Source organism: Flavobacterium movens, from assembly GCF_039581425.1.
GTDB lineage: Bacteria > Bacteroidota > Bacteroidia > Flavobacteriales > Flavobacteriaceae > Flavobacterium > Flavobacterium luteolum.
In genome coordinates, this window is the sequence record NZ_JBCPXY010000007.1 from 241,320 (window position 1) to 266,018 (window position 24,699).

Below are 24,699 nucleotides of genomic sequence, written 5' to 3' on the forward strand. Positions count from 1 at the left end.
ACTTTCTGGTTAAAGAAAACGAATATGAATATCAAAAAAATATATTGTACAGTACTTATCCTGCTTTTTTGTGCAATTCAGACAAAAGCACAGGAAGTTCTTACTATTGAACAAGCTATGACCATAGCTTTAGAAAATAATTTTGAGATTAAAATTGCCAAAAACAATTCCAAAATAAACGAAACAAACGTTACCATTGGAAATGCAGGAATGCTGCCAACTGCAACTGCCTCTATTGTTGATAATAATAACCTTACGAATTCAACACAAGTACGTCAGGATGGTACATCAACCACTTTGAATAATGCTAAAAACAATAGTTTAAATTACGGCGTAAGTTTAGGATGGACTGTTTTTGACGGAATGAAAATGTTTGCCAAACTAGACCAGCTAAAAGAGCTTCAAAAACTGGGCGATGCAGAACTTAAAAGAACTATTTTACTGAAAATTGCTCAGGTAAATTCTGCTTATTATGATTTAGTATTACAACAGCAGCAATTGGCCGCATTAGATACTACAATCGTAATTTCGAACCAGCGTCTAACTTTGGCTAAAAACCGTTTCAGTATCGGAAAGGCTTCAAAATTGGAAGTTTTAAATGCTCAAGTAGATTTAAATTCAGATCAAGTGGCTTTGTTAAGACAAAAGGAATCTTATGCTAATGGCAAAATTTTATTGAACCAATATTTAGCGCGCGATCCAAAAATTGATTTCAAGGTTACAGATGAAGTGAAAGTAGACAATAAATTAGTTTTGGCTGATTTAATGGATTTGGCTCAAAAACAAAATCCAGGTTTAGAAGCGCAGGTTATCAATAAACGTATAGCCGAATTACAGCTCAAACAAGTAAAAGCAGACCGTTATCCTACTTTAAGATTAACTTCGGGATATAATTTCTCTGAAAGCCAGTCTAGTTTAGGTTTTACCAGCGAAACGTCTTCAAAAGGTTTGAATTATGGTTTTAATGCTTCTATGAACATATTTGATGGTTTTAATCAGCATCGAAATGAAAAAGTAGCCAAATTACAAATCGAAAATTCACAAATTGCCATAGAACAGCAAAACACGATTTTAAATACGCAATTAAGCACTGCTTTTCAAACGTATTTAACCAATTTGGAATTGATTGGTTTAGAAGAAAATAATGAAGCTATTGCCAGACAGAATTTGGAAATCACATTAGACAAATTTAAAATCGGAACTATTACAACGCTCGATTTTAGAACTGCTCAGTTAAATTATGTCAATGCAAAGGTGCGTTACAGCAATGCGCAATACGAAGCAAAATTATCTGAAATTGCCTTAAAAGAATTAGCGGGAAATATTAATTTTTAATTTCCCTTTTAAAAGTCAAATATTATCTGCCAAATCTGCAAAATTTGCGAGCTATTTTTCTCTAGCAGATTTTGCAGATTCGGCAGATTTTTTTTTACTAAGTGCGAAGTATTACAAAGCCTTGTTCAAGAAAACATTCTGTTTGTATAATCTCAAATTATCTATATTTCTTGGGACTAAATATTTTTCTTTTTTACACACAGCAGAATATTTTTTTAATTTAAATTTGTTTCAAAACATTCTTCAATGATTACATACAATACCAAAGACTGGTTCACCTTTATTTTTCATTTTCATAAATCGGATACCGTTCGAAAACTGTTTACGATTATGATTGCAATTGGAATATATGCCACTATTGTATGTTATCTGGAACTTCAGTATTTTAAGGTAACCAAAAACGATTATATTCATAACATTCCAATGATGCACGGAATGCTTGGTTTTGTAATTTCGCTTTTGCTTGTTTTTAGAACCAATACCGCTTACGACAGATGGTGGGAAGGTCGAAAACTTTGGGGCGGACTTGTAAATAACAGCCGTAATCTAGCTATAAAACTTTCGGCAATTTTAAAAGACGAGAATGACAGAAAGTTTTTTAGAAAATTTATTCCGATGTATGCTGAAATTCTAAATATCCATTTAAAAGACGAAGAAACCAGCAAACAACTTTTTGAAGATGTTGATTTGGAAATTGACCATCACAAACACAAACCAAATCAGTTAAAAAGAATAATGTATCATAAAATCAACGATTTGTATGATGCAGGAAAAATATCGGGAGAACAGTTAATTACTTTAAATGACGAATTAGTTGCTTTTACAGATATCTGTGGAGCTTGCGAGCGTATTAAAAACACACCTATTCCCTACTCTTACAGTGCTTTTATAAAAAAATTCATCTTCTTTTATACCATGACACTTCCGTTTGGGTATTCTGTTAGTTTGGGCTATCTCGTTGCGCCTGTGGTAGTTTTTATCTTTTATGTATTGGCAAGTTTAGAGCTTATCGCCGAAGAAATTGAAGATCCGTTTGGAAATGACGAAAATGATCTTCCAACAAGAAAGATTTCCGAAAATATCAAAAAACACGTTGAAGAACTGATTTAACAAAACGTTAAATCTGCCGTTTATATTCTTATTTTCATTAAATTTAAAGTCTTCACCAAAAAAGTAAATTTAATGAACAACCAACGATTTTTAGTTAATCCGCTCCAATTATCGCAAGAAAAATCATTAAAAACTCTTGTCGAAAACAGAACTATTTACAATCTGAATCATTGTGAATTAAATTTGTTTGAAACCTACGAATCGACTAAAATGGTTCCGTTAAAATTTAACGACTTAGTGGTGACCAGCATGCTAAGAGGCAAAAAAGTCATGCATCTTTTTGATGATCCTGAATTTGAATATCTGCCTGGAGAAACTGTTATTGTTCCTTCAAACGTAGAAATGAAAATTGACTTTCCAGAAGCCTCCAAAAGCAATCCGACTCAATGTCTGGCATTGGCTATTGATCAATCTAAGATTATAGAAATCTTAAACTTCTTAAACGAACAATATCCGAAAGAAGGAAATAACATGTACTGGCAGTTAAACTATCAGAATTATTTCTTTTACAATAATGTAGAAATGGCTGCAACGATTAATAAGCTCATCAAAGAATGCATGAGCACATCGATCACTAAAGATATTTTTGCCGATTTAACTTTAAAAGAACTGCTAATAAGAATTATTCAGACGCAGACAGTAAAATCTCTTAATGAGGGAAAATTTCTTGAAAACAACAATCCAATTACAGAGGTTACAGAATATATCAAACAGAACCTAAAAGAGAATATGAGTTTAAAAGTATTGAGCGAAAAAGCTTGTATGAGTACAACTTCTTTCTACCGTTTCTTTAAACGCGAACTCGGAATGAGTCCAATTGAGTATATTTTGAATGAAAAAATAAAATGTGCCAAAAACTTATTGAAGAATCCGACCCTTCAAATCAACGAGGTTTGTTATTTGGCTGGTTTCGAAGATGCCAACTACTTTATTAGATTATTCAAAAAATACGAAGGAATAACACCAAAGCAGTATCAGTTACTGTATATTAATTAAAGGTGCTAAGGTGCTAAGCTACTAGGGTTCTAAGTTTTTCAACCTGAAACTTGAAACTTCAAACCTGAAACAAAAAAACTCATTCAATTCTTGTGATCGGTTCTAAATCCTTCTCTTCTTCGGGAGTAAAAATTCTATATTCTATTTGAAAAGTCTTTTTTAATGGAGTTTCTAAAGAAAAACCTCCTACTCCAAATGCGTCAATAACAGTAAGAGTAAAATGAGCATGTTTCCAGTATTCAAATAAATCTTTGTCTACCCAAAATTCAACATCTTCAACTTTACCAATACAAACATCTCCAGTTCGCTGATAATAACCTCCTTTTTCAAAACACTGCGGTTGTGTACCTTCGCAACATCCTCCAGCCTGATAAAACATTAAATCACCGTGTTTTTCTTTTAGAATATTAATCAATTCGACTGCTTTTTCTGTGGCATCAATTCGTTTAATCATCGCTATAAAAATTAAAAAAAGCAGTAAACTCAATTAAGATTTTACTGCTTTAACATAACCAACTATTTAGGACTGTGCTATATCTAGCACAATTCTTCCTTCTATTTCACCTTTTTTCATTTTATCAAAAACGGTGTTTACATCTTCTAATTTTGAAGTTGTTACTGTTGCTTTGACTTTGCCATCAACAGCAAATTCAATTGCTTCCTTCATATCTTTTCGAGTTCCTACAATAGACCCTCTAATGGTGATTCTATTTAAAACGGTATCGAAAATAGACAAATCAAAATTGCCTGGAGGAAGTCCGTTTAATGCCATTGTACCTTTTCTTCTCAATGTTTCAAGCCCTTGTTTGAAAGCAATTGGAGAAACTGCGGTAACCAATGCCCCATGCATTCCACCAACTTCTTTCTTTAAGAATTCTCCAGGATTTTGATTTTTAGCATTAACTACCAAATCGGCACCTAATTTTTTTGCCAGTTCCAATTTATCGTCTCCAATATCAATAGCTGCCACATTCATTCCCATAGCTTTTGCATATTGTACAGCAACGTGCCCTAAACCTCCAATTCCAGAAATTGCTACCCATTCGCCAGGTTTCACCTCAGTTTCTTTTAATCCTTTATAAACCGTAACACCAGCACATAAAATCGGAGCCATTTCTATAAAATTCACATTTGAAGGCAAAATTCCAACATATCTGGCATCTGCAATTACATACTCTGCAAATCCGCCATCTACACTGTAACCGCCATTCTGCTGACTTTCGCATAATGTTTCCCAGCCCGTAATGCAATGATCACAGCCACCGCAGGCACTGTAAAGCCAAGGCACACCAACAGCGTCTCCCTCTTTTACGTTTTTTACGTCCTGTCCGACTGCAACAACGTAACCAACAGCTTCATGTCCTGGAATTAAAGGCATTTTAGGTTTAACTGGCCAATCCCCATCTACAGCATGTAAATCGGTATGGCACACTCCACTTGCAATTACTTTTACAAGAATTTCATTTCTACCTGGGCGTTTTACTTCAACTTCTTCAATTTGTAGAAGAGAACCAAATTCTCTAACGACCGCGGCTTTCATTGTTTTTGGAAGCATAATTCTATGGTTTTAAGAGAATAGAAAACTTTTTAGCTTTCTATTCTCAAGTTTATATTCTCTTAGAAGAAACCTAATTTCTTTTTATCGTAAGAAATCAGCATGTTTTTGGTTTGGCGATACTGGCTTAGCATCATTTTATGATTTTCACGACCAATTCCAGATTGTTTGTAGCCTCCAAATGGAGCTCCTGCAGGATAAGAATGGTATTGATTAATCCAAACACGACCAGACTGAATCGCTCTTGGAACCTGATAAATTTCATGCGCATCACGTGTCCAAACTCCTGCGCCTAAACCATACATGGTATCATTTGCAATTTCGATCGCCTCTTCAGTAGTTTTAAAAGTCGTAACCGCCAAAACAGGTCCGAAAATCTCTTCTTGAAAAATTCTCATTTTGTTGTGACCTTTAAATAAAGTCGGTTTGATGTAATAACCACCTTCTAAATCGCCACCCAATTTATTTTCATCACCTCCAGTCAATAATTCTGCTCCTTCTTCTTTTCCTAATTTGATATAAGACATGATTTTTTCTTTCTGAACAATCGAAGTCTGAGCGCCAATCATAGTAGATTTATCTAACGGGTTTCCAGCTATAATGGCTTCAGTTCTCTCAATTACTTTTTTGATAAACTTGTCGTAAATATCTTCGTGAATTAATAATCGAGAAGGACAAGTACATATTTCACCTTGATTTAAAGCAAATAATACAGCACCTTCTACGGCTTTGTCAAAGAAATCATCATCATGATCTGCTACTGATGGGAAGAAAATATTTGGAGATTTTCCGCCCAATTCTAATGTAACCGGAATAATATTTTCTGTTGCATACTGCATTACCAAACGTCCTGTTGTTGTAGAACCCGTAAATGCTGCTTTCGATACTTTTTTATTGGTTACTAACGGACGACCTAATTCGGCACCAAATCCGTTTACAATATTCAGAACTCCTGGAGGAAGAATATCTCCAATCAATTCCATTAAAACCATAATAGATATTGGCGTACTTTCTGCTGGTTTCAAAACAATTGTATTTCCTGCGGCAAGAGCTGGAGCAATTTTCCAGACTGCCATTAAAATTGGAAAATTCCACGGAATAATCTGCGCCACAACCCCTAAAGGTTCGCTTAACGCAATAGAAACCGTCTGCGAATCCAATTCTGCTATCGAACTTTCTTCTGCACGAATAACTCCAGCAAAATATCTAAAGTGATCAATTGCTAACGGAATATCAGCTGCAAGTGTTTCACGAATTGGTTTTCCGTTGTCTACTGTTTCAACTGCAGCGATATATTCTAAATTGTCTTCAATTTTTTGTGCAATCTTATTTAGTAAAATACTCCTTTCGGTTACAGAAGTTTTTCCCCAAGTTTTAAATGCTTCATAAGCAGTATCTACAGCCAATTCCAGATCTTCTTTTCCAGAATGTGCTGCTTTTGTAAATACTTTTCCATCAATAGGAGAAACTACATCAAAGTATTCTCCTGTAACTGGCGCTACAAATTTTCCGCCAATATAGTTGTCGTATTTTGCCTTAAATTCAGGTCTTTTTACTGCGGTGCTCATAATATTCTTTTTTTGATTTACTCCAAATTTAGTTTCATAAAAAGAAACAGAATAGCATTATTCATTCATCTTGTAGCACAAAAATTACACATTCGTTTTTTTTGCACTTTTATAATAATCATTTATCAAAATTTCAATCTATAAATTGCTAAATAATTAGTAAGCAGCATTTTTCGGTCAATTAAAAACAACTAGAAAAAACTACTCAATTTTTTCCTACTCCAACGCGCAATCCTTATATTTGTAACCTCATACAAAGAATTAAAGAACTACAATGAAAATATCTTACAACTGGTTAAAACAATTTATTAAAACAGATTGGACATCTGAGCAGACTTCTGAATTACTAACAGATTTAGGTTTAGAGGTTGAAGTTGTCGAAAAATACGAATCAATAAAAGGAGGTTTAGCAGGCGTTGTTGTTGGACACGTGCTAACATGCGAAAAACATCCTGATGCTGATAGGTTGAAAGTTACTACCGTTAATATTGGTTTAGAAGCTCCTGTACAAATTGTATGCGGTGCTGCAAATGTGGCTGCAGGACAAAAAGTTCCAGTTGCAACAATTGGAACCGTTTTATACGATAAAGAAGGTGCAGAATTTACCATTAAAAAAGGAAAAATCCGAGGACAGGAAAGTCACGGAATGATCTGTGCTGAAGACGAATTAGGTTTAGGTACAAGTCATGACGGAATTATGGTTTTGGCTGAGGATTTAGTTCCTGGAACTCCTGCTTCTGAAGTTTTTCAAATTGCAAATGATGAAGTTTTCGAAATTGGATTGACACCTAATCGTGCCGATGCAATGAGCCATTTTGGAACTGCGCGTGATTTAAGAGCGGGAATGTTGCAGCGTGGCGTAAACATAGAATTGATTACACCTTCTGTAAGCAATTTTAGAGTTGACATGCGTACGCTTAAAATTGATGTAAATGTTGAAGATACTCATTTAGCTCCAAGATATTGTGGTGTAACTATTTCTGGAATTTCTGTACATGAATCTCCAAGCTGGTTACAAGACCGTTTAAAAGCTATCGGATTAACTCCAAAAAATAATATTGTTGATGTTACTAATTATGTTCTTCACGAATTAGGACAGCCTTTACATGCATTTGACGCTGCCAAAATCAACGGAAAAATTATTGTAAAAACAGCTGCTGAAGGAACTAAATTCGTGACTCTTGATGATGTTGAAAGAACACTTCACAAAGAAGATTTAATGATTTGTGACGAAAAAGGTCCGCTTTGTATTGCTGGAGTTTTTGGAGGTAAAAAATCTGGCGTTTCTGAAGGAACTACTTCTATTTTCTTAGAAAGTGCTTATTTTGACCCTGTAAGCATTCGTAAAACAGCAAAAAGACATCAATTAAGTACTGATGCTTCTTTTAGATTTGAAAGAGGAATTGATCCAACAATTACAGAATATGCTTTAAAACGTGCAGCGCTTTTAATTCAGGAAGTTGCGGGGGGAAAAATCACTTCTGATGTTGTAGAAGTGTATCCTAAAAAAGTGGAAGATTTTTCTGTTTTATTGAATTTCAGCCATGTTTCTAAAATTATCGGACAGGAAATTCCAAAAGATACAATTAAAAAAATCTTGGTTTCTCTAGACATTAAAGTAAACAGCGTTTCTGATACTGGTTTAGGTTTAACAATTCCAGCATATCGTGTAGACGTTCAGCGTGAAATTGATGTAATCGAAGAAATCTTGAGAGTTTATGGTTATAACAACATTAATTTCTCTAAGAAATTTAATGCTACTGTATCAAATTCACCAAGAACAGAAGATTACAAAGTACAAAACGTAATTGCTTCTCAGTTGAATTCACAAGGTTTTCACGAAATGATGGCTAACTCATTGACAACTGCAGCGTATGCAAAATTATCGACTTCATTAAAGGAAGAACATAATGTATCGATGCTTAATCCGTTGAGTAGTGATTTAGCGACACTTCGTCAGTCTTTATTGTTTTCTGGATTAGAAGCTGTTTCTTATAACATCAATAGAAAAAATTCGGATTTAAAATTATTTGAATTCGGAAAAACATACCACAAGTATTTAAACGGATACGAAGAGCATAAACACCTTTCTTTACTAGTTTCTGGAAATAGAAACAAAGAAAGCTGGACAAGTCCGCAAAAAACAACAGACTTCTTCTTGTTGAAAGGATATGTAAAAGCGATTTTATCTCGTTTGGGAATTGAAAAAATTTCGAATGCACCAGTTCAATCTGATATTTATTCTGAAGGAACGGCAATTACATACAACAATGATATTTTGGTTGAAATGGGCGTTATTAAAAAGCCAATTTTAAAGCATTTCGGTATTAAACAAGACGTATATTATGCTGATTTTAACTGGGATTTAGTTTTAAAAATCATTACTGGAAAAATTAAATACACTGAAATTCCTAAATATCCAGAAGTACGTAGAGATTTGGCTTTATTAATTGATCAAAGCACGACTTACGAAAGTATCTTCAACTTGGCAAAACAAACAGAGAAAACGCTTTTAAAAGACGTTAACTTATTTGATGTTTACCAGGGTGATAAATTACCAGAAGGAAAAAAATCGTACGCATTGAGTTTTACTATTCAAGACAATACTAAAACTTTAACCGATACTCAGATTGACAAAATCATGTCTAAATTACAACAGACTTTTGAAACTGAGCTTGGCGCTAGTTTGAGATAGATTCTTTCTAGTTCTAAAATAAAAAACCCGACAGGTCTAAGATCTTGTCGGGTTTGTTTTTTTGTTTCAAGTTTCAGGTTTCAGGTTTCAGGTTTCAGGTTTCAGGTTTTTAACCGCAAAGAACGCAAAGGTTTACGCAAGGTTCGCTAAACTTTGTGTTCTTTGTGTTCTTTGTGTAAACCTTTGCGTTCTTTGCGGTAAATCTACACCCAAAGTTTATCAACTTGAAACCTGAAACCTGAAACTTGAAACAAACTCATTTAGAATATTTCTGATACGCTCTCATCAACTTTTCATCGTATTTATTGGTTTTGTAAGCTGGTCCGTTGTATTTTAAAGCAAATGAGGCCCAGTTTTTGTTTCGCAGCAATCCAATCAAACTATTTTTTTCGAGAAATAGACCGAAAGCTTTTAAATGCTCACCTTCATTCTTATTCATTTTTTCTACATATTCATCAACACTACTGTAACCGATAGAAACTGCATTAAAACCCATAATCTGAAAAAGTCCCCAAGAAGCCGAACTATTTGCTGCATCTGTGAATTTTTTATCTGTACCAAGATTTTTTGCCTTTTCTAAACGTACATATTCGGCTGTTCCGCCAACGTAGTACTTTTTAGTATAATTTTCAAATAAAATATCCTGTGTGTTTGCATTGATATAAATTCTTGGATTAATACCTCTTTTTTCAAGTTCTCGCCAGAAAATATGCCCTTCAAATAAAATCTTCGGACGACCATCGATCAAAAAACCTTTGCCGTTACTTTCGACTTCGTTTACTGCTTTTACAACTGCGAGTTCTAAATTAAACTGATTTGAAAAATCAATTAAATCCTGTTCTGACAATAATTTACTGTTTGCCGAAAAGCCATTGCTGTTTTTCTCTAAAAGTGCCGACCATGTTTTTAGTCCCACTACTCCATCAACCACAAGACTGTTTTTTAACTGAAAATCCTTGATCGCTTTATCTGTTTCTGTCCCGAAATAATCGGAAACAATTACACTGTAATTTAATTTGGACAAAAGCTCGTTTAAGTAATAAACTTCGGGAGATTTTGTGCCTGCTTTTATGGTTCTCATTATTTTTTATTTATGGTGAGAATTGATGTTTTGGAAAAATCAAAAACATCGTTTTTAGAACCTGTGAGATTATCATTTTTGTCAAAATAATTAACTTTATATGAAATCAGTGTCGTATTGTTCAATGTGTTTTTCATAATAAAATTGAACAATATAGGTGTCGAGAATTCAGATTTTAAGCGTTCGATTGCAAATTTACTTCCCGTTTCCTGAACTGTTAATTCAACCGTAATCCTTGTCGTTGCAGCTGTCTGGCTTTTAATCTGAACTTGAACGTACCTATTATAAGAAGTTGATTGCGAAACGATCTGGCTAAACTCAGAACTGATATTTTCGATATTTTCAAAATCAAAAAATACATTTTTTAATTCGCCCGAAGAACTTGGGTTCAATGCCGTAAAATCAAGAAATTTAGTATCGTTACTTACTAGCTGCGGATAATTTTTAAAAAAAACACTGTTCAGATACGTTGCATTTTGATTGTAAAGCAGTAAAATAGAATTGAGCTTGCAGTTTGAAATAGACTGATTATTGATTTGAATTTTCTTCATCGGATTATCAATCAAACTTTCGACAATCTCTCCAATAGTTTCTTCAAGATTTAGTTCGATTACGCTCGTATCTTTTATTTCTTTGTATTTAAAGTTGATATTAGCATATTGTGAAATTGTATTGTTTAACGCATTGATTAGAATACTGGCTTCCGATAAATTTTCGGTTGAAAGATCAAAAATGTAATGTTTCCCATCTGCCGTAATCGATGCTTGTTGAAGAAAATAGTTTCCATTTACCTCAAATTCAGCTCCAACATCGTTAGGAAATAGAAACTGAACCTTATCAAAATAATCGGCTGCATCACCATCAATAAAATTGTTTTGCAATAAGGCAATTTTCAGCTTCGCAAGATCATAATTGGAAAGATTCGGACGAACAGCAAATTGAAAAGAGATCTTCGAAATTTCTTCGGATGTATCAGTGCCTTCTTCGTATGCATGAAAAATAGTCGTCACACAAGGCCTCATATTATCTAAATCTTTAGAGAGGCTGTAAATTTTAGAAATCAATAAAAATGTATTAGGCTGTACCATTGATTTGTAAATCGACAATTGGCTAAAGTTATATCCTGAGACGAATATCTGTTTAAACTCCGAAAAATCTTCATTTAAATTAAAAGGATTATTAAAAAACGGGCCTTCGTTATTCCAGTATAAACTTGTCTGAGCATTGGGTACACGTGGATAATTTACCGTTTTATTGATTTTAAGCAGAAAAGTGCTTTTTACATATTCTTCTTGAACCTCGGCCTGTATATCATTATCTCTTCTAATTCCAGAAATTACCATTTTTGGCGCTATCGTTCCCGTTCTCGTAGTTTTTACCATTAACGGACTTGATATAAGCGTTGCTTTTGGCTGTAAAGTTGTTTTGGCTGTTACGTCAGTCTTAGTGATAATTGGGTTTCTTAAAACCGCTATATCTTTCGCAAACAAAAAATTACGTTTTACCTTAGAATATCCTTTAAAGTCAAAAAACAAATCAACATCGCACATTAAATCGCTTATTTTTGAAACTAAATTCGAAAAGGCAATTTTTACAGCTTCATCAATTAAATCAAACTGAATTTCCTGAGTGGCAGTATTTACAGTCCCGTTAACTCTAACAATATCATTTTTTACTTTTAAATTCAAAACGGCCTGTCTAAAATTTAAATCAATACTTTTCTCATTGGCTTGCAATGATCTATTTTTAATACTGTATTTTAAAGTAACTCTCCCCATAAATCCGCCTTCATCTGCAGATTTGCCAGGCACTTCTTCATAATAAAACAGCGTTCCATTGTTAGGCTCTACTTCTACTTGAGGAAAAAATAAGGTAATTTCATTTTTAAAATAATCCTTAAAGGAATCATTCTCTGAAATAGCCTTATCTCCTTCTATTAGAGGAAAATAATTTTCAATAATTGGCAAAACTAAAATCGGCTGAATATCTATAGAATGAATAATCGGATGCTCGATTACTTTGAATTCAGCATTATTTAAAAGTGTCGCAGTTGCAAATGCAGTACTGGGTTTGGCAGGCTCGAGATTGAATCGGTTTACAGGAACCAATTTGGTTCCGCTGAGCTTAAATGTATTTAAATCTGGCATGACGTTTAGGTTTAAGTGATGAGTTAAGAAACAAAAGGGACATTACGTCCCTTTTGCAAAATGTCTCAAAAAAATTATTCCATAAATGGAGCTCTGATTTTCTCGATATCGGCATTTTGAGCGTCTGTTCCTGTTGGAATTTCAAACAAAACATCGCCTTCCTGATAATCAAGTTTGATGTAATCTGTTGAAACAGAAACTTTTTTAGATTTCTTGCCAATTTTACCGTTGCAAGTATATTTTACTTTATACTCTGTCGGTTTCACCGTATAATCGGCCTCATACCAAGCTCTGTAAGGAATGGCATCTTCAAAATTATCAACTGTAAATTTGTACTTCTTAGAAGACATTTTATCTGCTTTTAAAGTTACTTCGAGAGTATCGCAATCATAAAGCGCTTCTGTAGAAAGCGTATAATTGATCATGTTCTGAATCGGAAGCGGAACGAATATTTTAGTTCCTTCAAATTCATATTCTCTAGTTGTATCTTTTAATTTGATTCTCTTGTCTTTTTCGTACATTACTTCTTGTCTTACTTTAACCTTAGAAGAACCGTTGTTTTTTACAAAATCAAATACAAAAGCATTTTTTTCTTTAGATTTATCATTCCACGTTGCAGGGAAAATTGCATCGATTTCTTTACCAGATCTGCTGACATTTTTCACATACGGAGTTCCTTCTGGCGCAATCATTCTGCCTGAACTTTTCCAGATTATTTTACCTTTAGAATCTGGATATCCCACTTCAATAGAAACTTGACTCACCGGATTATCATTCACAATATCACTGTCTTTATCCAATTTAACTAAACCTCCATTTAAAGATGCAATTACCTGCACTTTTGAGAAATCTTCATCCAATTGAATTTCGGTAATGTAGTTTTTCAAATCTGCTTTTGCTTCGGCGCCAGATTTTAAAGTTAAAGGTGTTAGGTTTCCACTGATTTTTGAATCTAAAACCTCGACCGCAGAAAATTTGATTTCGTCTGCAAAGTCAACTTTTCTAACTTGGCTACCGTGTTTTAAACTTACTCCCACGCTTGCACCGCCAAAAAGTATCCTGAAAAGTCCGCCTGACTTTTCTGGAGCTGATGCAGGTGTAAATTGTTTATCTGCTACATCAAAAATTTGTTTCTGCAACAATTGAAAAGCAAAATCTCTTTGTTTGGTAAAAAGCGCTTCTTCTACTTTTTTTCTTTCTTCATTAGAGAACTGATTATCAGTAATAATTTCGCTTACGATACCGCCTTCGGTTACAATTTTCTCATATTCACTTTCCCAGTCCACATTAACAAATCCTACACTTACATTTGCTTTTGCCGAAAAATAACTATGCACTTTTTGCGCCTTAACTTCTGTTCTGATAGTTGTTGTGGGCATGTAGCCTTTGTATTTAATTTTGTTTTCGACTACCAGATTATTAGAACCAGATTCTAATGCATTTTTCACCAATGATGCGCTGTTACGCCCCATAAGCACAGAAAGCGCGTTATCTCCTAATCCAAATGTAGTTCCTGCTCCTTCGCCCTGAATATTAAATGTCCAAGGATTTGCTCCACCAAAAGGATTGTTTGGGGATTTTTCGCCCACTACGTGCATTGTTATCGTATTCTCTGTTAACTGAATAGGTCTAACATTGGTTTCATTAAAATCGCGATCGACACCTTTTAGGAAAGAAAACAATCCAAACAGTTTTGATTGTCTCTGATTATTGTAACTGGTATGTAATTTTGTTTTTAATTTATCGATTGCTTTTTTCAATAATGCTTCAGGCAAATCTATTGTACTAGTTAAAGTAGTATATGCCCCTGCTTCTTCTTCTAATCCTTCTGCGCCAATTACGGTTGAAGAATCTCCTTCTGATTTAAAAACCTGCATCGCAAATTTAAATCTTCCATCTGGGTGTTTAGCTAGACGTGGTGCTTTTGGATAATAGTAAAACTGCATTGGCAGACCGGCATCTCGTAATAACATATTATTAGGATCTGGCGAAAAAAGCACTGCATAATCTGCTCCGTCTTCTTTTTCTAAAAGAATTTCTACTGTTCCGGCTCCTGCATGAGGATAACCTAGAGGTGTTGGTTGTGACATAATTTAAAAATTTAATTGATTATTTAATAGGTTACATTTATGATTGCCTGTTTTTTACCTTAAAACTGACGATGTAAAATTCTATTTTTACAAATTATTATGTAACAGCACTTTAACCCAATTTTTTAAATATTTTTACCTAACCAAAAAAGGGTATATTTCCCCTTGCCGGAATTTTTCGTTTCAAATAATTTTGTCTTGCATAACAACTCAAAAAGCTGTTAACTAAACATTTAACCAATTAATCAATAATAAACTATGAAAAATCAACCCGCAAAACCAAGTCAGTTGATCACAAAAGAATTTGCTAGACAATTAAATGTGAATTACAACAATAAAAAAGCTTCGCTAACAGCAAAAAAAGCAGAAAAAGAAGATGCGAATGCTATCTGGTATTCTCTAGAAGAATTGGAAAATTATATTCATTATATCAAAACTAATGGAGCGAAAGACGGTTATGATGTAGACGGCATCCGTTTTTATTTTGGGGTATATCCAGACGACGAGGCACATGGAGAAAAAGCAGGATTGACCACCTTATTTTTGGTACCTACAGGCAAAAAAACACAAAACAAAAGCACACAAATGCAAAGTTTTGCTTTAATGCAAGAAATGTCTTCTGATATCCAGAGCCTTGAACCAATGAATTACGGAAACATCGGAAGACCTCCAAGCTTATTATACTAAAAAAATTATGTTCGAATTTTTAAGATCTTATATCATCTATATGGCTTTATTGTCAGGAACGATTGGTTTATTTGCGTTGCCAAAACTTCCTGGTAATAAAGCTAAATTTTTAGTAATTTTGATCTGGTTTTCTATTGTAATTGAAATTGTGGGCTATTACTTTACCTCATGGACGGGTTTGCTCAATTTTTACGTTTACAATTTCTACATGTTTGCCAGTCTCTCTGCCTATATCCTGTTACTAAGAGCCCTTCTTACAAAAAAAGACCACAGAAATTCGGCTGTTCTATTTTTAATTTTGTTTATTATGTCTTTTTTCTTGAACATTTTATATTTCAAAGAAGACATAAACCGTTCCTTTACCTATAGTTTTGCAATTGGTGTATTGTTAGTATTAATATTATCCTGCCTTTATCTAATTGAGATTTTTAATTCGGAAAAAATATTGAATTTTAAAAAATCGGTATTTTTCTGGTATATTCTCGGTATACTCGTTTTTCATGTTCCTTTTACACCTTTTATGCTGGCTATTAACTGGTTTCTAATCAAACAAGACGATTCTATTTTTAGTTTGGTTTTGTTTATTTTAAATTTTCTGGCGCATAGTTGTTTTATAATTGGATTTATATGGAGCGAAAAGAAATACAATTATTAGTCATTTCTCTGAGTATAGTTCTCTTTACCTTAGTTGGTGTTCTGCTTATTATTTTCTTTTATTTTCTAAAGAAGAAAAATAAATTTTTAGTAGAAAAAATGGAAGCCGATTTGTATTTCCAATCCGAATTGGTTAAAACGAGAATCGAAATAAAAGACCAGACATTATCTGAAATCAGTAAAGAATTACACGACAATATTGGCCAGATTATTTCGGTGGCTATTATGCAGCTTAACATCTGCATTAGTAGTAAAAATGTACAAATAAACGAACTTAAGGATCTAAAAGCGGTTTTAGCAAAATCCTTAGACGAATTAAGAATTCTTTCGCGAATTATAAACAAAGACAATCTTCTTCAAAACAACTTTCTCGAAGCCATTCAGCAGGATTTAGAAAGGATCAAGAAACTTAAAAAGATTAAATTCAATTTTAATCAAATCGGGCCAGTTCCAGCCATAAATAAGGAACATGAACTCATTATCTATAGAATTTTCCAAGAAGCCCTTCATAACAGCTTAAAACACTCCAGAAGCGATTTGTTTGATGTTCATATCGAAACTACCGATTCTCATTTCATTTTAAAATTAAAAGATTTCGGAATTGGTTACGATCTTAAGAAGTCAAATTCAGGAATCGGATTGAATAACATGAAATTAAGGGCAAAACTTATTGGTGCAGCGTTAATCCTTGATTCAGACAGCACCGGAACCAGTGTAACTATCGAATATCCTTTAACCCAAGACCATGAAGACTAACTCTAAAAGAAAAATAATAATTGTAGACGACCATTTGCTCTTTTCGCAGTCGCTTGAATTGCTGATTAAGAGTTTTGGCGATTATGAAGTTATAGAACGTTTTGAAAACGGAAAAGTTTTTATAGACTATCTTGATGAAAATAATTCTACCGAAATTGATCTTATTCTGCTCGATGTCAATATGCCTGTTCTGGACGGTTTAAGCACCATGAAATGGCTCAAAGATAACAGACCCGATCTTAAAGTAATTGCTTTGTCTGTAAATGATGATGAAGAAATTATCATAAAAATGATTACAAACGGAGCAAAAGGCTATCTGCTAAAAGATACTTCGCCCGAGATTTTTAAAGAAGCTATTGAATGTGTTGTCGAAAAGGGTTTTTATTTCACCGAACTTGTTTCTGGAATGCTAATCAACAAAGTCAACAGCGATAATAAAAGAATCTCTTTAAAAGAAAAAGAAATTGTTTTTATTAAACATGCCTGCACCGAAATGACATACAAAGAAATTGCATCAGAAATGTGCTTAAGTCCAAAAACCATCGACGGCTACAGAGAATCGCTTTTTGATAAATTGGAAATAAAAACCCGAATCGGACTAGTACTTTATGCCATTAAACATAAAATTGTTTTTGTTTAGACTAATACGTTAATGCGGCAAAAACAGGATATGCTGCAATTTTTTCTCTTCCGTTCAAAAAAGTCAGCTCCATTAGGAAATTGAATTGCACGATTTCGCCTCCTAATTTCTCCACCAATTCACAAACTGCTTTTGCGGTTCCGCCAGTAGCCAGAACATCATCATGAATTAAAACACGATCTCCTTTTTTAATAGCATCGGTATGCATTTCTAAGCTATCTGTTCCATATTCCAACTCGTATGAAGCAGAAATCGTATCAAACGGAAGCTTTTTTGGTTTCCTTACTGGAACAAATCCAGCGTTTAATTCCTGCGCAAGCAACATTCCGAAGAAAAAACCACGCGATTCAGCACCAACAACTTTGTCTATTTTTTGATTTTCTAATGAATCAACCAAAATTTTTAAGCAATTTGTTCGCGCTTCTGGGTTAATTAGTAAAGGAGTTATATCTTTAAACAAAATTCCTTCTTTTGGAAATCCCTGAATATCACGTATATAATTTTCAATCTTCATTTTTTTTTAATTTTCTGTTATTTTTCTCTTGTTTATCTCACATTTATGTCTATCTTTGCACCCGCAATAAGCAATCAACAAAGCTACAAAAAAATAGCTAATTGATAACAAAAAGGCCTCGTGGCGCAACTGAATAGCGCATCTGATTACGGCTCAGAAGGTTACTGGTTTGAATCCAGTCGAGGTCACTACTCGGGACAAAAGAAAAATATCATCTTTTGTCCCGTTTTTTTTTGCCCGTAATCTATTGTTTACCAAATAGATGCAGTTGACCATTTCATTGATCCGGGCGGTGCGGATTTTCTTTTCTTCAAATGTGAAATTTTCGGGAAAAATTAAACCAATCATCTCCCTGGAATCAGCTAAAGTCCCATTTTCAAAGGTCTCGCCGAGTTTTATAAGGTTTTCCAGTCCTGAGTTCGTTAACTGCTCTATATTTGCCTTGTCATCCTCTACATTTCCGATCTCTTTTTCCAGCTTGCTTATAACTTCATTATACTCCGCTTTCATAAGATTGTAATCTTCTGCATCGATTTTCTCTGTAACCAGCAAATTTCTGGCAACTGACAATTTCTTTTCATAAACTGCAATCTGTTCAAGCGATTTCTTCTTTTCATTAGCTACCATACCTGTGTGCTCTCTGTAAGCTTCAAGCAGAACTGCCGTATATAATTTCTTTACTTCAGCTAAAGGTCTTAATTTATTTAAATGTTCTTTAAATATTTTATTAATTACTTCTGAGTTTATTCTCCATCTACAATCTTTATCACAGTGATAATAGTAATAATATTTACTCCTTCCCTTGCATTTGCTTCCTGTCAATTTCTGACCGCACTGTGGGCAAAGAAAAAAGCCCCGCAAGGGAAAATTCTCAATAGTCTTTATTTTCGGTCTGTATGTCCTTGCTTTACTGTCAAGTACATCCTGAACCCGATAAAACAATCCCTCGCTTACAATCGCATCATGCTGTCCTGCAACCCACTTTTCCTCTTCATCCTTGTATTTAGGAACAACTATTTTTCCGCAGTAAAGCGGATTTCTAAGAATTACCCATAAGTTGCTCTTAGACAGCACAAGCCCTTTATCTTTTGCCATCTGATAAATAGACTCGGTACTAAAGACATTTCTTGCAACCTGCTCGAATATCCAAATAAGTTTTGCCGCTTTCTCCGGTACAATGGCAATATATTTCTTTCCATCCTCAGTAATCTTATTTGCATATCCATAAGGCGCCATTCCCATATGCCTGCCCTCCTTCTTTCCGCGTCTAAGACCTTGAAAAGTATTTAATGCCCGGCGGTCATTTTCAACCTCGGGTGCAGCCAGATAAAATGCGAGCATCATCTTGTTTTCCGGAACGCTTAGATCAAGGGGCTGCTCTATAGCCTGCGGCTCTACACCCAATTTTCTTAAAACATTGATCATCTGGTAAGCATCACCCGCATTACGGCTAAACCTGTCCCACTTCATAAAAAGAACCAGATTAATTTTATTTTTATGTTTCTTCACATCAGCCAGAAATTTTTTCCATTGAGGCCTATTAAAGGTTTTAGCTGAATGGTCTTCATAAATTACATTGCGTATCTGTATCTGGTTAATGCTGCAATATTTTCTCAGCATTTCCTCCTGACTGCGCTGTGAGAATCCTTTTTCTGCCTGCTCGTCCGTACTCACTCTAATATATAAGTCTGCTATCCTGCTCATTCTGTTTTGTTTAAATATTTCAACACGGCGATATTAGCGATTATTCTCAAGAAATGCAAGATTTCCTCTGCCTGTTCAATAGTAACATCCAATCCCTCAGATCTAAGCATCTGTAAAGCTTTTTCCGGTGTCAACTTTGAATTACTGTAATCAATATCTCTTTCCATAATTACACTTTTAAAATTCATAAAAATGTAATTTAAGGCAAGATAAGATTCGAATTTATCTATTAGCATTCCTTGTCCTTACAAGGAAGCCTCTTACTAGCTTAAACAATTTACATGCTGAAAAATTATGAGAGATCACATAGATAATACTTATGATTTAAGGATACTTTCAACAAGAAAGTGATTCTGGAAAAATCATATTAATCTAATTGATTATAGATAAAAAATGTTAATTTAGTTATATAATAAAAGAACTATGAGTATACATACTATTAAAAATTGTGTTGTAACAGATTTAGATGATACAATTTGGGATTGGCTCACAATGTGGCATAGTTCTTTTCATCCTTATTTTAATGAAATTTTAGGTTTTTCTGAAGTTGATGAAGAAAATTTGAAACTTGATTTTAAAAAGTTACATCAAAAATATAATACTACAGAAGTCTCTTTTGCTTTTGGCGAACTTGAATTATTGAGTGATGAACAAAAGGAAAAAATTATCAAAAAACCTTTAGTTGGTAAAAGTATTCTACACAAATATAACAGCAACAAAAAGTCAAATTTAAAAATGTATGATGGTGTTCTAAAAACACTTTTACAATTGAAATCTCAAGGAGTACTTATTATAGGATTCACAGAATCAAATGCATTTTTCACCAAATATAGACTCAAACATTTAGAGCTTGACGGTATTTTTGATTGTATATATACACCATTAGATACTGGTGTACCACAAAGTGTTGAAAAAGTGTACAATGATGATCATTGGGAGCCCATAAAGACGGAAATTAGATATTTGTCAAAGACAATTAAAAAACCGGATAGTGAAATTCTTGGTATAATACTGAGAGATTTTCAAGTTTCAAAAGAAAACGCTATTTACATTGGTGATAAAATAGACCGTGATATTAGAATGGCAAACGACGCAAAAATCACAAGTGTCTATGCAAAATACGGTAGTGAAATAAGTAACGATAAATACCAGCTTTTAAAAGAAGTTACTCATTGGTCAGCAGAGGATGTTATCAGGGAAGCTGAATTTCAACAAAGACATTTTAATGATGAAGTTAAGGCTGACGTAATTTTAGAAAAATCATTCAGCGAGCTGCTTAATCACTTTTTATTTACCTCATTTTATAAGAAAACAGATAAAGATCTAATCCCAAACATCATTTCTATTTGGAGCGATATAGTAAAAGTGCAACAACACTTTAATGATATTGGCCTTAGAATACGAAATCTTGCTTTAACAGCCTTTACTTTTATTATTGCAACTTTGGGATATATAATAAAAGAAAATATTGCCTTTACAATAGCTGGTTATGAAGTTAACGGCATAACTGTTTTTAGTTTTTTAGGTGGAGTAATAATCATGTGTTTCTTTTTTATGGACAGATACTGGTACCACAAATTTTTATTAGGAGCAGTAAATCAAGCTGCAATTATAGAAAATAAATGGCACAAAATTATTCCCGAAATAGGATTAAGTAATTCCATAACAAAGCAGAGCGGCTTTAACATATCCTTTTTTGGAATCAAAGCAGTAGTAAATTCTAAAAAACGCTTTTGGTTCTTTTATGGACCACTAATTTTAATATTTATTACATTCTTTATGTTCTCCTTCTCTCTTGATAATGACAAGAATTTAATCGAGAAACAAAAATTAGATATCAAAATTAAAGATCTTCAAAAGAAAAACGACAGCCTACAAAAAGAAATAGGAAAATCAGAAACGTACATAAAGGTATTGGAAGGCATAAAAACACCGCAACCTAAATAATTTCTAGTCCAATACATGAATATTTTCTGTTGCAAAGTGATTTCTTTCATCAAACTAACTGGGTTTGTTCAAATATAGTTTCTCAAACATATATTTTGTAGTACTTTTAGCCACTCCAAATATTCAAGTCTAAAAATTAACACTAACAATTATAAAAAAAGACTTGAAGCTAAGGATAATATATCCTAACTACAAGCCTTTTTTACAGTCTATTGATTTCTTTATTTCTGATTACGGCTTTTATTTAATTAGCGCTAAGACAATAAATGCTTCTTAATTCTTCTATTTACTAGCTCTAGTCTTATTTTTCTTAATCTTTTAATATCCACCTCAGTGTTTCTAAAGAGAATAGCATCCGTATAATCTAAAATTTTATTTATCTGTTCTCCTTTCCTAATTAATAAATCTAATTTATTAAACTCCTTTGCAGTAATATAGGATGAATATGGAATAGACAAATTTTTAAATTCATTTGGAGTCAATTCTAAAACTCCGCCACCATAAAATCTACCCTCTAGTTCAGCCAGTACAAATGTCAACGAATTATAAAATGAAAAGGCCAAATGTCTTATATCATAATCTTTTTTAGTTTCTAATCTATAAAATGAATCTGTTGCCAACGCATTGGCACTGTTAACTATTATTTTAGGGAATAAATGTGACCGCTTAACAAAAACACCCTCAGAATTCCAAACACTGGGAACATGATACCAATTATCTCTCAAAGTCATCTTATATCTTTTATGCAATTCACCTTCGTTATCTCCTAGCTTAGATTCACCTTTATTAATATACTCAAGAGAAATCTTATCTAACTCACTTTTTTTTTCATTAGGAAATTGAATGAACGAAACCTTTTGATTTGCTTCAAGTAACTTTAAATAATCTGCATCCGTAAAATTTAATAAATTTGGCAGTACTGACCCTTTTGAAAGTATAGGTTTAACAAGTTCTTTTACTTCATTTAATTTATTTTGCAGAACTTCTGATTTTCTCAAAATAAAAAATTCATTCGCTGCTGATACTATTCCAACCTGTGCTTTATCACAGAAATTTTTAATAGGCTGAAACTGATTTTTTAAACTTTCTACAAAATTTAAATCTTCATCACTTAAAATATAATTAGTCCATTTATCGAGATTTAATCTGTGAATATTGCTGTGTAACTCCGTAAATTTAGGTTCTTTTAGATCATCTAGATAATCCACCTGATAAAATGAAAATCCATGTTCAGCAAAATTTTCAATTCCCTTGACACCCACGACAGCAACAACATCCTGTTGTATCCCATCAAAAATTAATTCATTAAATGCAAATATTTCAACTCTGTCAAATTCACTCTGGATTAATCGTCTGAGTTCCTTAGTGTAGTTAACATGCATTATTTCAGCAGGAATTACAAAACACATTATTCCGTCATCTGTAAGGCTCATTATTGCAGATTCAACAAAAGCAGTCCATATGTTATTTATTTTACCTTTAGATTTAATAAGAGTACTGTAGTTCTTGATTTTATTGTGGACTTCTTCACATTTTAATATTTGTCCCCCTTCCATATTTTTTTTCCTTATATAAGGAGGGTTTCCAAATATAAAAGAATATTTTTCAGTAGTATTCAGAAAAAAATTTAAATAATCTTCATTAACTGATTTTTTTTTAATGTTAACTGATTTTGGAATCAGTTCCATAGTTTTACTTAATTCAACTTTATCTATATCGCAGACAGTTAATCTAATTGAATTAAATTCCTGAATGTTAATGCAATTAAATAGTGAAGATATAAATTGTCCATCACCGCAGCTAGGCTCAAGAATTTGTAAATTATTTCTGTTAACGTATTTATTAAATATATGTGAAATTAAGAAATCAGATAAGATTTTAGGAGTATAATACGAGCCTGATCTTTTTTTATCCATTTTGACTATATGCTGTTATAATATTCCATTAATTCTTTGTCGTAGATATAATACTCAAGACTGATTTTTTCGGCTTCTTTTTTTATTGTTTTATATTCCTCTGAATTTTCATCTCTTTTCTGTAGTTCTACAATGAAAAGGTCTAGTAATTTTCTTCTTTGATTTAATTCCCACAACAATTTTATAGAACTACTTCTTTCATCAAACTTAAATGCCGTTTCAACCATCCATTTTCCAAGAGCGGTTTTCCACATAATTCCTCCATCAGCTGTTCTATACAGATGATTGTCAAAATTAACATCACAAGGATCAATAAATCCCTGATCATTTACAACAGGAATTGTTTCATCTTTAGATGGCCACTTAGCTAATTTTTTATTATTACAAAATTTGCAGGCATATACCAGATTATCATACTGGCAATATGTAATAATACCTTTTATTTCAAATAAACTTTTAGGAATGAAATGGTCTACTTCAAAATAGGTATGCCTATAACCGTCATAAGAACCGCAATAACCGCAGTGACTGTTAAAATCTTCCTTAAGATCTGGCTTATGCTCAGACCAATTCTTTCCTGTAGGGGATTTAGTAGGGGTCTGGCGGCGTACAGGGAGTATATCTCTTACATTCATTTGCTTTTATTAATTAATGTTTGCAGGAATTCTTCCGCCTCCTTACGATTTTTGGCCAAATTTTCTAACTTTTCAATTGAAATTAACTGCCTTGGTATTTCTTCTTTTTTACTTTTATCTAGATTATTTAGTTCGTCTTGAAGTGATAAAACTTCGTTTTTTTCCGCCGCATTTAGTCCGTCAGCCTCGCCTTTCTGAAGTAACAATGAAAGTGCATGTTTTCTGGAATCTACATATTTCCTATACTGCTCAATACTGCGAATCAACATCTTTACAAACCTTTCAGAATTTGTAGTATCTTCTTCATCTTCAACAAAAACATCTCCTTTGTCATAAATAATCTTCCAATCATCAACATGAGCTTCTGCCTGGTCTACGTCACTGGTAAAAATTATATGGGGAAAAAGCGGTTTAGTGTTATAAATTAAATTTTCAATTACATCTCCGTTAAATCCTACAACATTTGATTCCTTGAGCTTATAATCTATCAATAATAGATCTATGTCTGAATTATACACTTGCTCCATAAGACTCTCTGGAGTCATATTTTTAAAAAATTCATATCCAATAACCTCAAAACCATGAGGACGTAGATTTCTGGTAAATCTCTTCACCTGCTGCGGATCTTCATCTATATAACCAATCTTGTAAGGTTGCTGTTCCATAATA

The 24,699-nt window shown here is 33.3% G+C and carries 21 protein-coding genes and 1 tRNA gene; 10 read left to right on the forward strand and 12 right to left on the reverse strand.

Annotated features, from left to right (window positions below; translation table 11 throughout):
- Positions 1-24: 24 nt before the first annotated feature.
- The 3 genes from AAYQ05_RS14570 (at position 25) to AAYQ05_RS14580 (ending at position 3,441) form a co-directional block, all read left to right on the forward strand.
- Positions 25-1,335 (forward strand): TolC family protein, encoded by a 1,311-nt coding sequence (locus AAYQ05_RS14570; RefSeq protein WP_343544184.1) that lies wholly within the window; start codon positions 25-27, stop codon positions 1,333-1,335.
- 246 nt (positions 1,336-1,581) lie between these two features.
- Positions 1,582-2,445 carry a bestrophin family protein gene (locus AAYQ05_RS14575; RefSeq protein WP_343544185.1) on the forward strand — a complete coding sequence of 288 codons (864 nt, stop codon included), beginning with the start codon at positions 1,582-1,584 and terminating at the stop codon, positions 2,443-2,445.
- A gap of 72 nt (positions 2,446-2,517) precedes the next feature.
- The gene (locus AAYQ05_RS14580; RefSeq protein ID WP_343544186.1) at positions 2,518-3,441 is read left to right on the forward strand and encodes an AraC family transcriptional regulator; all 924 of its coding nucleotides are present in this window, start codon (positions 2,518-2,520) and stop codon (positions 3,439-3,441) included.
- Positions 3,442-3,520: 79 nt separating this feature from the next.
- On the opposite strand, the gene AAYQ05_RS14585 is transcribed toward AAYQ05_RS14580, so the two are convergent.
- The 3 genes from AAYQ05_RS14585 to AAYQ05_RS14595 all read right to left on the reverse strand — a co-directional run bounded on the left by AAYQ05_RS14585 (position 3,521) and on the right by AAYQ05_RS14595 (position 6,564).
- Positions 3,521-3,895, reverse strand: coding sequence for a DUF779 domain-containing protein (locus AAYQ05_RS14585; RefSeq protein ID WP_343544187.1), 375 nt, complete (start codon positions 3,893-3,895; stop codon positions 3,521-3,523).
- Between the two features lie 66 nt (positions 3,896-3,961).
- A complete protein-coding gene (gene adhP / locus AAYQ05_RS14590) occupies positions 3,962-4,996 on the reverse strand; it encodes an alcohol dehydrogenase AdhP (protein ID WP_286969345.1) in 1,035 nt (344 codons plus the stop codon).
- Positions 4,997-5,058: 62 nt separating this feature from the next.
- The gene (locus tag AAYQ05_RS14595) at positions 5,059-6,564 is read right to left on the reverse strand and encodes an aldehyde dehydrogenase family protein (RefSeq protein ID WP_343544188.1); all 1,506 of its coding nucleotides are present in this window, start codon (positions 6,562-6,564) and stop codon (positions 5,059-5,061) included.
- A 274-nt stretch (positions 6,565-6,838) separates the two neighbouring features.
- Here AAYQ05_RS14595 and pheT point away from each other — a divergent pair, with 274 nt between their 5' ends.
- Complete coding sequence (gene pheT, locus AAYQ05_RS14600) at positions 6,839-9,259, forward strand: phenylalanine--tRNA ligase subunit beta (RefSeq protein WP_343544189.1); 2,421 nt, start codon at positions 6,839-6,841, stop codon at positions 9,257-9,259.
- Positions 9,260-9,515: 256 nt separating this feature from the next.
- On the opposite strand, the gene AAYQ05_RS14605 is transcribed toward pheT, so the two are convergent.
- The 3 genes from AAYQ05_RS14605 to AAYQ05_RS14615 all read right to left on the reverse strand — a co-directional run bounded on the left by AAYQ05_RS14605 (position 9,516) and on the right by AAYQ05_RS14615 (position 14,577).
- Positions 9,516-10,340: an N-acetylmuramidase domain-containing protein gene (locus AAYQ05_RS14605; RefSeq protein WP_343544190.1), complete on the reverse strand. Its 825-nt coding sequence runs from the start codon at positions 10,338-10,340 to the stop codon at positions 9,516-9,518.
- Positions 10,340-12,487, reverse strand: coding sequence for a hypothetical protein (locus AAYQ05_RS14610; protein WP_343544192.1), 2,148 nt, complete (start codon positions 12,485-12,487; stop codon positions 10,340-10,342). The genes AAYQ05_RS14605 and AAYQ05_RS14610 overlap by 1 nt, the downstream gene beginning before the upstream one ends.
- Before the next feature lie 74 nt (positions 12,488-12,561).
- Entirely contained in the window at positions 12,562-14,577 is a 2,016-nt protein-coding gene (locus AAYQ05_RS14615; RefSeq protein WP_343544193.1) for a hypothetical protein, read from the reverse strand.
- Positions 14,578-14,835: 258 nt separating this feature from the next.
- On the opposite strand from AAYQ05_RS14615, the gene AAYQ05_RS14620 reads away from it, so the two are divergent.
- Genes AAYQ05_RS14620 through AAYQ05_RS14635 form a run of 4 tightly spaced genes read left to right on the forward strand, consistent with a single transcriptional unit; the run spans position 14,836 to position 17,314 of the window.
- Positions 14,836-15,264, forward strand: coding sequence for a hypothetical protein (locus AAYQ05_RS14620; protein WP_281632510.1), 429 nt, complete (start codon positions 14,836-14,838; stop codon positions 15,262-15,264).
- 7 nt (positions 15,265-15,271) lie between these two features.
- Positions 15,272-15,919, forward strand: coding sequence for a hypothetical protein (locus tag AAYQ05_RS14625; RefSeq protein ID WP_343544194.1), 648 nt, complete (start codon positions 15,272-15,274; stop codon positions 15,917-15,919).
- Entirely contained in the window at positions 15,892-16,674 is a 783-nt protein-coding gene (locus AAYQ05_RS14630) for a sensor histidine kinase (protein ID WP_343544195.1), read from the forward strand. The genes AAYQ05_RS14625 and AAYQ05_RS14630 overlap by 28 nt, the downstream gene beginning before the upstream one ends.
- Complete coding sequence (locus AAYQ05_RS14635; protein WP_343544196.1) at positions 16,664-17,314, forward strand: response regulator; 651 nt, start codon at positions 16,664-16,666, stop codon at positions 17,312-17,314. The genes AAYQ05_RS14630 and AAYQ05_RS14635 overlap by 11 nt, the downstream gene beginning before the upstream one ends.
- A 1-nt stretch (position 17,315) precedes the next feature.
- On the opposite strand, the gene AAYQ05_RS14640 is transcribed toward AAYQ05_RS14635, so the two are convergent.
- Positions 17,316-17,828 (reverse strand): adenine phosphoribosyltransferase, encoded by a 513-nt coding sequence (locus AAYQ05_RS14640; RefSeq protein ID WP_343544197.1) that lies wholly within the window; start codon positions 17,826-17,828, stop codon positions 17,316-17,318.
- A gap of 114 nt (positions 17,829-17,942) precedes the next feature.
- On the opposite strand from AAYQ05_RS14640, the gene AAYQ05_RS14645 reads away from it, so the two are divergent.
- Positions 17,943-18,016, forward strand: a tRNA-Arg gene (locus AAYQ05_RS14645).
- Here AAYQ05_RS14645 and AAYQ05_RS14650 read toward each other — a convergent pair.
- Both AAYQ05_RS14650 and AAYQ05_RS14655 read right to left on the reverse strand, forming a co-directional pair.
- Entirely contained in the window at positions 17,982-19,532 is a 1,551-nt protein-coding gene (locus AAYQ05_RS14650; protein ID WP_343544198.1) for a recombinase family protein, read from the reverse strand. The genes AAYQ05_RS14645 and AAYQ05_RS14650 overlap by 35 nt on opposite strands.
- Entirely contained in the window at positions 19,529-19,699 is a 171-nt protein-coding gene (locus tag AAYQ05_RS14655) for a hypothetical protein (RefSeq protein WP_343544199.1), read from the reverse strand. The genes AAYQ05_RS14650 and AAYQ05_RS14655 overlap by 4 nt, the downstream gene beginning before the upstream one ends.
- A 256-nt stretch (positions 19,700-19,955) precedes the next feature.
- Here AAYQ05_RS14655 and misB point away from each other — a divergent pair, with 256 nt between their 5' ends.
- A complete protein-coding gene (gene misB, locus AAYQ05_RS14660) occupies positions 19,956-21,479 on the forward strand; it encodes a haloacid dehalogenase-like anti-phage phosphatase MisB (RefSeq protein ID WP_343544200.1) in 1,524 nt (507 codons plus the stop codon).
- 254 nt (positions 21,480-21,733) lie between these two features.
- On the opposite strand, the gene AAYQ05_RS14665 is transcribed toward misB, so the two are convergent.
- Genes AAYQ05_RS14665 through AAYQ05_RS14675 form a run of 3 tightly spaced genes read right to left on the reverse strand, consistent with a single transcriptional unit; the run spans position 21,734 to position 24,695 of the window.
- Positions 21,734-23,395, reverse strand: coding sequence for an Eco57I restriction-modification methylase domain-containing protein (locus AAYQ05_RS14665; RefSeq protein ID WP_343544201.1), 1,662 nt, complete (start codon positions 23,393-23,395; stop codon positions 21,734-21,736).
- A gap of 5 nt (positions 23,396-23,400) precedes the next feature.
- Entirely contained in the window at positions 23,401-24,030 is a 630-nt protein-coding gene (locus AAYQ05_RS14670) for an HNH endonuclease (protein WP_343544202.1), read from the reverse strand.
- Entirely contained in the window at positions 24,027-24,695 is a 669-nt protein-coding gene (locus AAYQ05_RS14675) for a hypothetical protein (protein WP_343544203.1), read from the reverse strand. The genes AAYQ05_RS14670 and AAYQ05_RS14675 overlap by 4 nt, the downstream gene beginning before the upstream one ends.
- Between the last annotated feature and the right edge of the window lie 4 nt (positions 24,696-24,699).